14 protein-coding genes and 1 rRNA gene are annotated in these 14,003 nt (G+C 71.8%); 9 read left to right on the top strand and 6 right to left on the bottom strand.

Translation table 11 applies throughout. The features are described 5' to 3' along the window. Positions 1-102: 102 nt before the first annotated feature. Together BJY14_RS32535 and BJY14_RS32530 are read right to left on the bottom strand one after the other, a co-directional pair. A complete protein-coding gene (locus tag BJY14_RS32535; RefSeq protein ID WP_179847103.1) occupies positions 103-2,613 on the bottom strand; it encodes an ABC transporter permease in 2,511 nt (836 codons plus the stop codon). Then, complete coding sequence (locus tag BJY14_RS32530) at positions 2,610-3,386, bottom strand: ABC transporter ATP-binding protein (RefSeq protein ID WP_179847102.1); 777 nt, start codon at positions 3,384-3,386, stop codon at positions 2,610-2,612. The genes BJY14_RS32535 and BJY14_RS32530 overlap by 4 nt, the downstream gene beginning before the upstream one ends. Before the next feature lie 211 nt (positions 3,387-3,597). On the opposite strand from BJY14_RS32530, the gene BJY14_RS32525 reads away from it, so the two are divergent. From BJY14_RS32525 to BJY14_RS32505, 5 genes are all read left to right on the top strand, one after another. Beyond that, positions 3,598-4,272 (top strand): TetR/AcrR family transcriptional regulator, encoded by a 675-nt coding sequence (locus tag BJY14_RS32525; protein WP_179847101.1) that lies wholly within the window; start codon positions 3,598-3,600, stop codon positions 4,270-4,272. Positions 4,273-4,330: 58 nt separating this feature from the next. After that, positions 4,331-5,332, top strand: coding sequence for an AurF N-oxygenase family protein (locus BJY14_RS32520; RefSeq protein WP_179847100.1), 1,002 nt, complete (start codon positions 4,331-4,333; stop codon positions 5,330-5,332). Between the two features lie 2 nt (positions 5,333-5,334). Continuing rightward, the gene (locus tag BJY14_RS32515; RefSeq protein WP_179847099.1) at positions 5,335-6,876 is read left to right on the top strand and encodes a flavin-containing monooxygenase; all 1,542 of its coding nucleotides are present in this window, start codon (positions 5,335-5,337) and stop codon (positions 6,874-6,876) included. A gap of 125 nt (positions 6,877-7,001) precedes the next feature. Further along, complete coding sequence (locus BJY14_RS32510; protein WP_179847098.1) at positions 7,002-7,820, top strand: SDR family NAD(P)-dependent oxidoreductase; 819 nt, start codon at positions 7,002-7,004, stop codon at positions 7,818-7,820. A gap of 91 nt (positions 7,821-7,911) precedes the next feature. Beyond that, the gene (locus BJY14_RS32505) at positions 7,912-8,403 is read left to right on the top strand and encodes a 2-thiouracil desulfurase family protein (RefSeq protein ID WP_179847097.1); all 492 of its coding nucleotides are present in this window, start codon (positions 7,912-7,914) and stop codon (positions 8,401-8,403) included. A 28-nt stretch (positions 8,404-8,431) separates the two neighbouring features. Here the strand turns inward: BJY14_RS32505 and BJY14_RS32500 are convergent, their stop codons facing one another. Beyond that, on the bottom strand, positions 8,432-9,061 hold the full coding sequence (locus BJY14_RS32500) for a TetR/AcrR family transcriptional regulator (RefSeq protein ID WP_179847096.1): 630 nt from the start codon (positions 9,059-9,061) through the stop codon (positions 8,432-8,434). A gap of 78 nt (positions 9,062-9,139) precedes the next feature. Between BJY14_RS32500 and BJY14_RS32495 the strand changes: the two genes are divergently transcribed. Beyond that, positions 9,140-9,856 carry an SDR family NAD(P)-dependent oxidoreductase gene (locus BJY14_RS32495; RefSeq protein WP_179847095.1) on the top strand — a complete coding sequence of 239 codons (717 nt, stop codon included), beginning with the start codon at positions 9,140-9,142 and terminating at the stop codon, positions 9,854-9,856. A 10-nt stretch (positions 9,857-9,866) separates the two neighbouring features. On the opposite strand, the gene BJY14_RS32490 is transcribed toward BJY14_RS32495, so the two are convergent. Continuing rightward, positions 9,867-10,244, bottom strand: coding sequence for an STAS domain-containing protein (locus BJY14_RS32490; protein ID WP_179847094.1), 378 nt, complete (start codon positions 10,242-10,244; stop codon positions 9,867-9,869). Between the two features lie 176 nt (positions 10,245-10,420). Beyond that, the gene (locus BJY14_RS32485) at positions 10,421-11,341 is read right to left on the bottom strand and encodes a helix-turn-helix transcriptional regulator (protein ID WP_218905686.1); all 921 of its coding nucleotides are present in this window, start codon (positions 11,339-11,341) and stop codon (positions 10,421-10,423) included. Between the two features lie 155 nt (positions 11,342-11,496). Here BJY14_RS32485 and BJY14_RS32480 point away from each other — a divergent pair, with 155 nt between their 5' ends. The 3 genes from BJY14_RS32480 (at position 11,497) to BJY14_RS32470 (ending at position 13,806) form a co-directional block, all read left to right on the top strand. Next, entirely contained in the window at positions 11,497-12,963 is a 1,467-nt protein-coding gene (locus BJY14_RS32480; protein ID WP_179847093.1) for an MFS transporter, read from the top strand. 138 nt (positions 12,964-13,101) lie between these two features. Continuing rightward, positions 13,102-13,383: an ArsR/SmtB family transcription factor gene (locus tag BJY14_RS32475; RefSeq protein WP_179849778.1), complete on the top strand. Its 282-nt coding sequence runs from the start codon at positions 13,102-13,104 to the stop codon at positions 13,381-13,383. 33 nt (positions 13,384-13,416) lie between these two features. After that, on the top strand, positions 13,417-13,806 hold the full coding sequence (locus tag BJY14_RS32470) for a VOC family protein (RefSeq protein ID WP_179847092.1): 390 nt from the start codon (positions 13,417-13,419) through the stop codon (positions 13,804-13,806). Between the two features lie 62 nt (positions 13,807-13,868). Here BJY14_RS32470 and rrf read toward each other — a convergent pair. After that, positions 13,869-13,985 (bottom strand): 5S ribosomal RNA (gene rrf, locus BJY14_RS32465). Positions 13,986-14,003: the final 18 nt, after the last annotated feature.

Here is a 14,003-nt window from a genome sequence, read left to right as displayed (position 1 = left end):
GGCCAGGGCGCGACACGCGGCCCGCCCCGGGACGGCCTCGCGACCTGGGAGGACGCCCCGTCCCCCGGCGTGGCGCCGGGGGAACGGGGAGGGGCGGGCGCGTCAGGGTGCGGCGATGGCCGACAGGATCGCCAGCCGCGCCGCGCGCCGGGCGGGGCGGATCGCGGCGAGCGCCCCGGCGACCGCGCCGACCACGGCGATGACCGCGACCTGCGCGGCGGGCGGCGCGAACGGGTTGCCGAGGGCCGCGCCGAGGCCCCAGCCCAGGAAGACCCCGAGGACGAGGCCACCGCCGGTGCCGAACAGCGCCACGATGACCGATTCCCAGCGCACCATCGACCGGATCTGCGGGCGCGTCGCGCCGACCGCGCGGAGCAGGCCGAGTTCGCGGGTCCGTTCGTGGACGGCGAGCGACAGCGTGTTGGCGATGCCGAGCAGCGCGACGACGATGGCCAGGATCAGCATCCCGTAGACGACGCTGATGAAACCGGCCATCTCCTCGGTCTGCGCCGCGACGAACTCGTCCCGCGACTCGACGGCGGGCGCCCCGTACGGCTTGGCCAGGACGGCGAGGGCCTGCCGCGCGGACGTGACCGACGCGCCCGGCTTCAGCTCGAGGAACGCCCTGGTGTCCAGAGGCTGCCTGGTGTGCGCGTTCCACACCGTTCGCGGGACGAGGTAGTCGCCGGTCAAGTCGGTGTTGTCGTAGACGGCGCCCACGGTGAGCCTCTGTGAGGCGCCGTCCGCGAACGTCACGCCGACAGCTGTACCCACGCGCCAGCCGTTGTCGTCCGCGGCCTTCTTCGAGACGGCGAACGTACCGGCGTCGGTGAGGCCGCCTTGAGTAACGTCCAGGTCGAGGACGCGCCGCAGGCCGGACGGGTCGGCCACGCTTACGGTGGACGGCTTGCCGTTCACCCGCATGCTGCCCCTGCCCATTCCGGCGACGTCACTCACCTGAGGCAGCTTGGCCGCCTCCTGAACGAGCGAGGTGGCGAACCCGCCGGTCTCGTTGGTGCCCGCGTCCACGACGATCGGGCCCTGGAACGACCCGGCGACGCCGTCCTCCAGAGAGGCGCGCAGCGATCCGAGGAACACCGTCATCAGCGTGACGACCCCGACGCCGATCATCAGGGCGGTCGCCGCGCCTGCCGTGCGCGCCGGGCTGCGGGTGGCGTTGTCGCGCGCGAGCGTCCCGGGCACGCCGCGCAGCCGCGCCGCGGGCCCGCCGAGCAGCATCGCGACGGGACGGGCGGCGACGGGCCCGAGGACGACCATAGAGACGACGGTCATCACCGCGCCCGCGGCCGCCATCGCCATCTGCTCGGTGACCGCGCCGAACGCGACGGTGCCGACCGCGACGGCCGCGAAGACGCCGCCGACGATGAGCCGGGTCTCGGTCGGGCGGGACGCCTCGGCCGCGACCTCGCGCAGCGCGGCCAGCGGCGGCACCCGCGACGCCTTGAGCGCCGGCCCGAGCGCGGCGGCCAGCGTGACCAGCAGCCCGACGGGAACCGCGATCATGATCGTGGTGGCGGCGACGGTGAGGCCCTCCAGCGCGATCCCGATGCGGAACCGGATGAACAGCTCGCGCAGCAGGGCGGCGAACCCGAGCCCGCCGGCGAACCCGGCGAGGGTCGCGGCGGCGCCGATCACCAGCGCCTCGAAGCCGACGATGGTGACGACCTGCCGGCGCCCGGCGCCGAGCGCGCGCAGCAGGGCCGACTCGCGGGTCCGCTGCGCCATCGTGATCGCGAACGTGTTGTGGATGCTGAACGCGGCGACCAGCAGCGCCACCCCGCCGAACGCGGCCAGCACGGTCCGGAACACGCGCAGGAAGCCGTTCTGGACGAGGCTCATGCCCTCCTCGACCTGCGCCTTCTTCGTGAGGGCCTGCACCCCGGCGGGCAGCGCCGCCCGCACGCGGGACGCCAGTTCCGCCTGGTCGACGCCGTCCCGGGCCCGGACGGCGACACCGCTGATGCGGTCGGCGCCCTTCGCGACGTGCAGGCGGGCGCCTTCGAGGGAGAACGCCGTGAAGGACGTCTCGCCGAAGGCCTCCTCGTCGCCGAACATGCTGATGCCGACAACGGTCACCGGGACCTTCTCGGGCGTGAGCACCGCCGTCCGGTCGCCGACCTTCAGGTGGCCCTCGTCGGCGAACATCCTGTCGATGACGACCTCGTCCGGCGCGCGGGGCGCCCGCCCCTCGGCGAGCCGGTAGGGGTTGAGCTTCGGGTCGGTCTTCCAGTTGCCCGCCGTCCGGGGGCCGCGCGACGCGATCACCGTGCCGTCCGAGGCGAGCAGCTGCCCGGATCCCTCGATGGTCGGCTCGGCGTTGGCGACGCCCTTGACCTGGCGCACCCTGTCCAGGACCGACGCGTCGATCTGCCCGCGCGCGCCCCACGGCGCGTCGCTCACCTTGGTCGCGTTCCGCACGACCACGTCCGTGTCGCCGTACGCGCTGGACACGTACCCGTCGATGCTCGCCGCGAGGGTGTCGCCGAGGACGAGCGTCCCGGTCAGGAACGTCACGCCGAGGAAGACCGCCACCAGGGAGCCCGCCAGGCGGCGCTTGCGTCCCCACAGCTCCTTGAGGACGAGGCCGGTCATCGGGGGTCCCCCAGTCCGCGCATGCGGTCGAGCACGCGGTCGGGCGTGGGCGCGTCCATGACGTCGACGATCCTGCCGTCGGCGAGGAACACCACCGCGTCGGCGTGCCCGGCGGCGACCGGGTCGTGGGTGACCATCGCCACGGTCTGGCCCAGGTGGTCCACGGCGTCGCGCAGGAGCGCCAGCACCTCGGCGCCGGTGCGGGAGTCGAGGTTGCCGGTCGGCTCGTCCGCGAACACGATCTGCGGGCGCGTGACCAGGGCGCGTGCCAGCGCCACCCGCTGCTGCTGCCCGCCCGACAGCTCGGACGGGCGGTGCGACAGCCGGTCCCCCAGTTTCAGGACGCGGACGACCGTGTCGAGCCACTCCCGCTCCGGGCCCGCCCCCGCGAGGGTCAGGGGCAGGAGGATGTTGTCGCGGGCGGTCAGCGTGGGGAGCAGGTTGAACGCCTGGAACACGAATCCGATCCGCTCGCGCCTGAGCCGGGTCAGGCGGCGGTCCGACAGCGCGCCGAGCTCCTGGCCGCCCACGTAGACCTTGCCGGACGTCGCGTCCTCCAGGCCCGCGACGCAGTGCATGAGCGTGGACTTCCCGGCCCCGGACGGCCCCATGATCGCGGTGAACCGGCCCGCCGGGAACTCCACGCTGACGTCGTCGAGGGCCCGCACCGCCATGGCGCCGGCCCCGTACACCTTGCCGAGGCCGACCGTGCGGGCGCCGCCCGCGACGGCGCCCTCGCCGATCGATCGCCTTGCTTCCGCTGCGTTTCCCATGACCGGGATCGTGGCCTGGCGCCAGGGGGCCCGTCGTCGGGCCAGGAGATGCACTGCGCCTGCTCCCCGGGGAGGCCGCGCGGGGCGCCGGGTACGTCGGGCGCGGTACGGGGCGGCCGCGAAGATCAATAAGACGCGATGTCCAATTGTGATGCGGGCAACATACATGCAGGCTTGATTGCATGTATGTCGCGCTCGTACCTTCGGAGGCGTGTCAGTAAGCAGCCGCAGACGTCACCGCCACGGTTCCTCCGGGCGGCGCACGCAGGAGGAGCGCCGGTCGCGCACGCAGGCCAGGCTCCTGGAGGCCACCACGGAGTGCCTGGTGGACCTCGGCTGGTCCGGGACGTCCACCACGGAGGTGGCGCGCCGCGCCGGCGTCTCGCGCGGGGCGCAGCAGCACCACTACCCGACGAAGATGGTCCTCGTCGCGGCCGCGCTGGAGCACCTGCTGGAGGCGCAGCGCCTGGCCTACGAGACGGCCTTCGCGGTGCTGCCGGCGGAGCGGCGCAACGTGTCGGGGGCGCTCGACCTGCTCTGGGAGGTGTTCCGCGGCCGTCCGGCCAAGGCCCTCATGGAGCTGGCGGTGGCGGCCCGCACCGACGACGAGCTGCGGCCGCTGTGCCGCGACCTGAACGAGCGGATCCTCCAGGTCATCACGGAGACCTTCGAGCGGCTGTTCCCCGACAACACCCTTCCCCCCGACTTCGTCTCGACGACGCTGCGGACCCTGTTCGCGATGTTCGTCGGGCTGTCCATCCAGAACGCGCTCGACGACGACGCCGACGGCCACCAGGCCGCGGTGCTGCGCCAGGTCAAGGACGTCGCGCAGCTGATCGTCCCCGAGCAGGGCACGGCGCAGGCCCGGCCCCGCACCGGCCCCTAGCCACGACCCGTCCCGCGCCGGCCCCGGCCGGCCGCACCACCCCGAGGGAGCGTCCCCCATGCCGAAAGCCCCCACCGAACTCGCCGACGAGGTCCGCGAGCAGGTCAAGGACAAGAAGTCGTACCTCGGCGTCATCGACCGCCTGAACAAGGCCTCGGTCGACAAGCACTGGGAGGCCTACGCCGACATCCCCTGGGACGACCCCGAGTTCCTCGTCGACAAGAACGACCCGCGCTGGGTGCTGCCGCCGTTCGACCGGCTCGGGGAGACGGCGTGGTACCGGTCGCAGCCGCCGGAGATCCAGTCGCAGATCGGCCTGTGGCGCGTCGCCACCGCGATGAAGATCGGGCTGCAGTTCGAGAACCTGCTGAAGCGCGGGCTGCTCAACTACGCCTACCGGCTGCCGAACGGCCGGCCCGAGTTCCGCTACGTCTACCACGAGACGACCGAGGAATGTCATCACGGGATGATGTTCCAGGAGTTCGTGAACCGGACGAAGATGCCGATCCGCGGCATGCCGCGCGCGCTCAGCCTCATCGCGCAGGCGGCCCCGTGGATCCCGCTGGTCAGCACCGAGATGTTCTTCGTCTTCGTGCTCGGCGGCGAGGACCCCATCGACTACGTCCAGCGCAAGTCCCTCAAGGGCGGGCACATCAAGCACCCCCTGGAGGAGACCATCATGAAGATCCACATCGCGGAGGAGGCCCGGCACATCTCCTTCGCCCGGCACTACCTCAAGCACCGGGTCCCGAACATGCACCCGGCACGCCGCCGGATCCTCGGCATCGCGACGCCCGTCGTCCTCGGCGTGATGGCGCGGATCATGCTGTCCCCGCCCGGGCCGATGGTGCGGCACTTCAACATCCCGAAGGACGTCGTCCGCGCCGCCTACAAGAACGACGCGGCGCAGGCGGAGATCTCCAACTCGGTCGGCAAGATCCGCGACCTGATGGCCGAGCTCGGCGTGGTCACGCCGGTGAACAAGCAGGTCTGGAAGGCCTTCGGCATCTGGGACGAGCCCAAGCGGCGCCGCGCCGCCGGGCCGGCCAAGGCCGCGTGAGCATGGCGCAGGCCGAGGGCGGCCCCGCCGTCGTCACGCCCGCGGCGGGGCCGGGCGGCCCGTACAAGGTCGTCGTCATCGGGACGGGCTTCTCCGGCCTCGGGATGGCGATCGGGCTGAAGAAGGCCGGCGTGCACGACTTCGTCATCCTGGAGAAGGCGGACGAGGTCGGCGGGACGTGGCGGGAGAACACCTATCCCGGATGCGCGTGCGACATCATGTCGCTGCTGTACTCCTACTCGTTCGAGCCGAAGACCGACTGGTCGCGGATGTTCCCGGAGCAGCACGAGCTGCTGGCGTACATCAAGGACGTCGTCGACAAGTACGAGCTCGCGCAGCACATCCGGTTCAACGCCGAGGTGACCGCGACGGAGTACGACGACGCCACCGACACCTGGCAGGTCACCGTCAACGGCGGCGAGACCGTCCGCGGGCGGGCGCTGGTCGCGGGGATGGGGCCGCTGCACCGTCCGAGCATCCCCGACCTGCCCGGTATCGCCTCGTTCGAGGGGACGGCGTTCCACTCCGCCGAGTGGGACCACTCCTACGACCTGGAGGGCAAGCGGGTCACGGTGATCGGGACGGGCGCGTCCGCGATCCAGTTCGTCCCGCGGATCGCGGCGAAGGTCAGGCATCTGACGGTGTTCCAGCGGACGCCGCCGTGGATCCTGCCGAAGCCCGACCGCCGGGTCACCGGGGTGGAGCGGGCACTGTTCCGCCGCTTCCCGCTCGTCCAGCGCGGCTACCGCAACGGCATCTACCTGATGCAGGAGAGCTTCGTCCTCGGGTTCAAGAACCCGAGGCTCCTCAAGGCCGCGAGTTCCCTGGCGCGCGGGCACCTGGCCCGGCAGGTGCCGGACCGGAGCCTGCGCCGCAAGCTCACCCCCGACTACACGATGGGCTGCAAGCGGACGCTGGTGTCCAGCGACTACTACCCGGCCCTGACGCGCCCCAACGTGGAGCTGACGACCGAGGGCATCGCCGAGGTCCGCCCCCGTTCGATCGTCACGCGCGACGGGCGCGAGCACGAGGTGGACGCCATCGTCTTCGGCACCGGCTTCCACGTCACCGACGCCTTCGACGGCGCCCGCATCGTGGGCCGGAACGGCCTGAAGATCCAGGACGCGTGGCGGGACGGCGTCGAGGCGCACCTCGGCGTCGCCGTGAAGGGCTTCCCGAACCTGTTCCTGCTGCTCGGCCCGAACTCCGGCCTCGGCCACAACTCGATGATCTTCATCATCGAGGCGCAGGTCCGCTACGTCCTGCAGTGCCTGGCGATGCTGGACGGCGCGGGCGGCACCGCGATCTCGGTGAAGCCGTCCGCGCAGGACCGGTTCAACCGCTGGGTGCGGCGCAGGTCGGAGGGCGCCGTGTGGGTCGCCGGAGGCTGCGACAGCTGGTACCTCGACCGGGACGGCGTCAACCGGGCGGCGTGGCCGGCGTCCACCCTCGCATTCTGGCTGCGGACCCGCCGCCTCGACCCCGGCGACTTCCACATCGAGCGGCGGGACGAGTCGGCGGCGGCGAGTTTGTCGGCCCGCTGAGTACCGGCGGCCCGCACCGCCGCCTAGAATCCACGCAATTGAACTGAATATCCAATTAGCCAGTGCGGTCCGGGCTCGCTCCACCCCCGAGCCCGGGCCCGCTGTTCACCCGAGCGGAGCGGGCAATGAGCATCGCGATCGTGACCGGAGGAGCGTCCGGCATCGGCCGTGCGATCGCCACGTCCCTGGTGGCGCGCGGCGACACCGTCGTGGTCACCGACATCAACGCCGAGGGCGCCGCGCAGGTGGCCGACAAGCTGAACACCCTCGGCAAGGGCAAGGCCGTCTCCGCCGCCCTCGACGTCACCGACGCCGGCGCCGTCGCCGACCTCTACCAGGGCGTCAAGGCCGACCACGGACGGCTCGACCTGGTGTTCAACAACGCCGGCATCGCGGTCGGCGGGCTGGCCGAGGAACTCACCCTCGACCACTGGAACCGCGCCATCGACATCAACCTCAAGGGCGTCGTGCACGGCGTCCACGCCGCCTACCCGATCATGCTGGAGCAGGGCCGCGGCCACATCGTCAACACCGCCTCGCTCGCCGGGCTCGTCCCGATGCCGATCGGCATCCCCTACACCGCCACCAAGCACGCCGTCGTCGGCCTCTCCCTCGGCCTGCGCGCCGAGGCCGCCGGGCGCGGCGTCAAGGTCAGCGTGGTTTGCCCGAGCTTCGTGGACACCCCGCTGCTGCACAACGTCAACCCCGACCTGCCCGAGACCCCGCTGAGCGGCGACGCCACCGGCGACATCGCGAAGGCGGCCCCGCGCCTCTACACGGCGGAGAAGCTCGCCCGCGACATCATGCGCGGCGTCGCCAAGAACCAGGCCCTCATCGTCGCGCCCGCCCACGGCCGCCTCGCCTGGCGCGGCGTCCGCCTCAACCCGGGCGCGGCCGTCCGCGTCGCCCAGATCGCCGTCAACCGCATCCGCGCCGGCCAGTAGCACGACCCCCTTCGACCCGCGGCGGCTTCGGGCGTCGCGGGTCGAAGGCGGACCGCTCCGGCCGCCCGGGACGCGCATAGGCTTGGACGGCGTGGAGCGCATCCTGGTCAGCTCGTGCCTCGCCGGACGGCCCGTCCGCTACGACGGCGCGGCCAAGCCGGTGGCCGGCGGCCCCTTCGAACGCTGGCGCGCCGAGGGCCGTCTCGTCCCGTTCTGCCCCGAGGTTTCGGGCGGTCTGCCCGTCCCCCGCCCGCCCGCCGAGATCGTCGGCGGTGACGGCGGCGACGTCCTGGACGGCAGGGCCCGCATCCTCACCGGCGGCGGCGGCGACGTCACCGGCGAGTTCCTGCGCGGCGCCCGCCTGGCCCTGGAGGCCGCCCAGCGCGCCGAGGTCCGCCTCGCCCTGCTCAAGGAAGGCAGCCCGTCCTGCGGCGGCCACCGCGTCTACGACGGCACCTTCACCGGCGCGTCCGTCCCCGGATCCGGCGTGACGACCGCACTCCTGCGCCGCTCCGGCATTCACGTCTTCACCGAGGACGAGCTGGACGCGCTGCAAGCCCTCCTGAGCGACCTGGAAGCCTGAGCGCGGGAGCCTCACCAGCGCACCGGCATCACGCCATGAAACGGGCGACCTGCTCGGGGGTCAGCGCCGGGACGGGCAGCGGCCGCGCCGCCTCGGAACGCAGCCCGTCGAGGAAGAACCCGAGGCAGCGCCGCCAGGCGTCGGGCGCGACGTCCGCCGACTCCCGGATCACCTGCGACATCGCCCACATCAGCGTCACGACGTCCTGCGGCTCGAAGTCGGGACGCAGGGCGCCGGCCTCCTTGGCCCGGGCCATGATCGTCACCAGGTGCCCGAATCCCCGATCGCAGGCGGTGTTCAACTCGGGGGCGAGCGGGAAGCGCCGGGCGAGCGCGTCGTTGAGCCCCCGGTCCTCGGCCTGCAGCGCGAACAGCCCCTCGATGTAGACGACGAACCCGCTCCAGGGATCGGGATCGGCCAGGGACCGCTCGACGATCGCGTCGAGCGCGGCCAGGCGGGCGGGGAAGATGGCGTCGAAGAGGCTCTCGCGCGAGGGAAAGTGGTTGTAGAGCGTGCCGATGCTCACGCCCGCCCTCCGCGCGACCTCGTCCAGCGGCGCGTCCAGGCCGCGTTCCCCGAACACGGCCGCGGCGGCGGCCACCAGCTTGTCCCGATTCCGCACGGCGTCCGCCCGAAGCGGCCTGCTCTTTCCGGCCATGCCTCCATCCTACGAAGTTGAGGATGCCCTCAAGTTTCATGCTAAATTGAGGCCAACCTCAACTTACGGGAGTTGCGCATGTCTTCCACGACCGTCGTCATCGGGGCCGGACCGGGCCTCGGCATGTCCGTCGCCCACCGCTTCGGCCGCGAAGGCCACAAGATCGTGCTCATGTCAAGGAACGGGGCGCGCCACCCCGGCTACATCGCGGCGCTGGAGGCCGAGGGCGTCGAGGCCACGGCCATCGCGGCGGACGTCCGCGACCGCGACGCGCTGCTCGCCGCGCTCCGCGGGATCGGCCACGTCGACGTCGTCTACTACGGCCCCGGCGCGTCGGATCTGAACGCCCGGCCCGTTCCCATCACCTCGGCGGACGTGCCAGCCGCCCAGGAGGCGATGCGCTCGGTGTATCCCGCGATCGACGTGGTGGGCGCCGTCCTGTCCGGCATGCTGGAGCGCGGCGACGGCGGGCTGCTGTTCGCGGGCGGCCTCAGCGCGATCGTCCCGATGCCCATGCTCGGCGGTCTCGCGCTCTCCTCGGCGGCCCTGCGGAACTACGCCCTGACGCTCAACTCGGCCCTGACCGAGAAAGGGATCTACGCCGGGACGCTGACGATCGGCGGCCTGATCGAACGCGGCGACATCCACCGGATGGTGACGTCCCAGCGGGATGGCCTGGACGGTCTGGACGGGCTCAGCATCCCCACCCTCGATCCAGACACCATCGCCGACACCGCGTGGGACCTCTACGCCAAGCGCGACCGCGCCGAGGCGGTCTTCAACGCGCTGGCCTGAACCGGTCCCATCAGGTCGGCCGGTCCTGCCGGGCTGCGGTGAGCGCCTGCTCCACCGAGTCGTAGAGCGGAATGCCCTTGGTGACCGGCGGCACCGGCTCCGCGATGCCGGTAAGCCGGTGAAGCCTGCGGTGCCGTTCGTGAGTGGAGACGAGCAGAACGCCCCCGCCTCGTTCGAGCAGGCGGTAGTGAGCCCCCATCAGCACGCCCAGACCCGGCGCGTCGACGTGGTCGGCATCGTCAAGGTCGACGATCACGTGGCGGGGGCCCTTCTCGCCCTGCCACCCCATCGCGGCGAGCAGCTCCTGTCGCACACCAGGGGCCGTGTAGACGTCGAAGTCCCCCGCCACACGGACGATGGCGGGGGGCTGGTCCCACGCGTGCTGCATGTGCGATCTCCTCAACTGTCCTTGGCCGACCATGGGACGCGGCTCGCTCTTCGACCGTTCCGGCCAGGCGTTCCCCGTGTGCGAGCATCCGGCCGGCGGGGCGGCCGGATCGGGAACGGCCGATGGCATGACCCCGAAGAGCCGCCACCCTGGCTGCGCCCCCGGGGCCGGGGCCGCTAGGCCGTGTGTGACCGCTCCGAAGTGGAGTCGAGCGCGCCGGAGTGAGGGTCGGCCGACTCGTCGGCGATGCCCGTGAGCAGGCTCAGGGCCGCGGCCGAAGGGGTGCCCGGGTCGGCGGTGAACACGGCCATGCGCTGGCCCTCGTCGTTGGACAGCTCCATGATCTCGTTGTTCAGCGTCATCGCCCCCACCAGCGGATGCCGGAAGTCGCGCGTGTAGCGGGCGGCGCAGTCCTGGACCGGATGTGCCGCCCACATGGACGCGAACTCGGAGCTGTGCACGGCGAGTTCGCCCACGAGGCCCGTCAGCTCCGGGTCGTGGGGGTAGCGGGCGGCGGTCATGCGGATGTCGGCGACCGTGTCCCGGGCCTTGGCCCGCCAGTCCGCGTACAGCTCGCGCGTGTGCGGGTCCAGAAAAACGAGGCGGGCAATGTTGGGACGCCCGCGAGGCTCCTCGGGCACCTCGAACGGGAGGTGCCCGGCGAGTAGCGCGTGCGCCGCTCGGTTCCAGGCGAGCACGTCGTAACGGCGGCCCATGACCAGGGCGGGAGTGTCGCCGAACGCGTCCACCATGAGCTGGACGGCGGGACGCATCCGCTCCGGCCGCAGGCGCCGGCGCGGTTCCGCCTTCTGGCGGGCGAGGCTCCGCAGGTAGGCGTGCTCCGTCTCGTCCAGCCGCAGCACGCGGGCGATCGCGTCGAGGACGGCCTCCGAGGCGTTGGTGCTCTGTCCCTGCTCCAGGCGCGTGTAGTACCCGGCGCTGACGCCGGCGAGCTGCGCCAGCTCCTCGCGGCGCAGCCCGGGCACGCGCCGCCGCCCGCCGTAGTCGGGCAGGCCGACGTCCTCGGGGCGGAGCCGGGCGCGACGGCTGCGCAGGAACTCGCCGAGTTCGGACCGCTGCTCCATGCCGTCCAGCATGCCTCTCCTTCGTCCTTCTGTGCCTTTACCTGTCAGGTGTAGGCACCGCAGGGGTGCCCTCAGCAGGGGGCTGGGTAATGCTCGCGGTTCGCCGCAGGGTGGGCCGTGCCGGGAAGCCGTGACACGTCCCGGCACGGCACACGGGAAAGGCGAACATGACGGTCGACTCGATTCCGCACGCGCGTTCCAGCGCACTCGGCCATCGCGGATGGCTGGTTCTGATCACCTTGTGCGGCGCCACGTTCATGACGGGGCTGGACTATTCCGTCGTCACCGTCGCGCTGCCTGAGATAGGACGCGACCTGGGCTTCGCGAGCGCCGGTTCGCTGCAGTGGGTCGCCACGGCCTGCCTGCTGCCGACCGCGGGCTTGCTGCCCCTCTTCGGCCGCGTCTCCGACATCGTCGGCCGCCGCCGGCTGTTCGCCCTCGGAGTAGTCCTGTTCGGCGGCTTCTCCCTGGCGGCGGCACTGGCGACCGGGCCCGCACTGCTGATCGCCGCCCGCGCGGGCCAGGGCGCGTCCGCCGCGATGATCACCCCGACCGCCATCGCACTGATGACGGCGGCGTTCCCGGAAGGGCCCCGCCGAACGCGCGCGCTGGGCGTCAACGGCGTTGTGCTCTCGCTGGGATTCGTCCTCGGCACGCTGGGCGGCGGCGTCATCACGAGCGGCCTGAACTGGCGCTGGACCATGCTGCTCCTGGCCGCCATCAGCGTCCTGGTGCTACCCGGCACGACCACGCTGCCGCGCGCTGCGGGCACACGGGCGCCGACGCGCCTGGACGTCCCCGGCGCGGTGCTGGCGAGCGTCGGCCTGTTCGCTCTGGTCTATGGAATCTCGACGGGCGCGGACGCGGGGTGGCTGAGCCTTCCGACGCTGGGGTCCCTCTCCGCGGCGCTGCTCTCCCTGAGCGCGTTCTTCCTGGCGGAGCGGCGGCATCCGGCTCCCCTGATCCCGCTGGGCCTGCTGAACAGGCCGACGGTGAAGTGGAGTGGACTCGTCGGCCTCGTCACCCTCGGCATGTGCGGCGGCACGACCGTCCTCCTCAGCCTCTACATGCAGGACGTACTCGGCTACTCGGCGCTGGCCACCGGCACCGGCTTCCTGGCGGAGGGCATCGCGGCCCTCATCGCGGGAGTACTGGCCGCCCGCCTGATCGCAGCGCTGGGCACGGCCCGCGCCATGAGCCTCGGCCTCGCCGTGCAGGGCCTCGGCACCGGCGCGATGGTCTTCCTGCCGGTGAAGGGCGGACTCCCCCTCGTGCTCGCCACGTCAGGCGCCATGGGCTTCGGCCACGTCCTGACGGTCGTCTCCTTCATCGCCACCATGACGTCCGGGTTGCGGGACGACGAGCAGGGCACCGCTGGGGGACTTTCACAACTGCCGCAGTTCCTCGGCGGCATCGGCACAGCCGCCCTGGCGGCCATCGTCACGGCCCGTGCCGGCGCACTCTCGTCGACGACGGATCCGGCCCACGCCACTCTGGGCGGCTTGCACGCGGCCACCCTCGCGGCCGGTCTTCTCTGCCTGGCCGCCACCGCCCTGCCGCTGCTCATCCGCACAACGCCTCTCGGCCCGCCCAGAGGGGTGAGCAAGTCCGGGACGTACCTGGCGTCCCGGTAGACCGGCATCAACGGGCCCATCGGGATACGGGCCGGCGTGGGTCACCAGGTCAAGTGCCAGGGGGCGACCGCCGCGCCGGGCAGTAGGACCCCTTGACAGGCAAGCGACAGCTTGCCTAACGTTGGGTGAGTGGGAGACATGTTCAAGGCGCTGGCCGACCCCACCCGGCGCACGATCCTCGACGAGCTGACCCGCCAGAACGGCCAGACGCTCTTCGAGATCTGCGGCCGCCTGACGACCACGCACGGCCTCGGTTCGTCACGGCAGGCGATCTCGCAGCATCTCGACGTCCTGGAGGCCGCCGGCCTGGTCGAGACCCGGCGCGAGGGCCGGTACAAGTTCCACTACATCAACACCAGCCCGCTCCAATACATCGTCGAACGGTGGCCTCACAGGCCCGCGGGCCCCAAGCGTCCCTGAGGGCGGCACCGAGAAGGCGGAAAGGGAACCCGGATGAGAATCAACCTGACGAGCGTGTTCGTGAACGACCAGGAAAGAGCGCTCAGGTTCTACACCGACATACTGGGATTTGAGAAGAAGCACGACGTCCCGTTGGGCGAGGACCGGTGGCTCACGGTCGTGTCCCCCAAAGACCCGGAGGGCACCAACCTGCTTCTCGAACCCAGCAGCCACCCCGCGGTGAAGCCGTTCAGGGAGGCCCTGGTCGCCGACGGCATCCCCTTCGCATCGTTCGACGTCGACGACGTCAAGGCAGAGTACGACCGGCTGCGCGGACTCGGCGTGCGGTTCACCCAGGAGCCCGTCGAGATGGGCCCGGTGGTCACGGCCGTCCTGGACGACACCTGCGGCAACCTGATCCAGATCGCCCAGCGGCCCCTCTGACCGGTCACCACGCCAAATGAGAAAGGCCCCGCCGGTAACGGCGGGGCCTTTCTGCAATATGTGTCCGGCGGCGTCCTACTCTCCCACACGGTCTCCCATGCAGTACCATCGGCGCTGAAGGGCTTAACTTCCGGGTTCGGGATGGGACCGGGTGTTTCCCCCTCGCCAAAACCACCGAACGTCTCAACGCACCACCC

The sequence above is a fragment of the Actinomadura luteofluorescens genome, assembly GCF_013409365.1.
GTDB classification, from domain to species: domain Bacteria; phylum Actinomycetota; class Actinomycetes; order Streptosporangiales; family Streptosporangiaceae; genus Spirillospora; species Spirillospora luteofluorescens.
The sequence above is the reverse complement of the archived record's forward strand: the minus strand, read 5'-3'. Positions and strand labels throughout refer to the sequence as shown.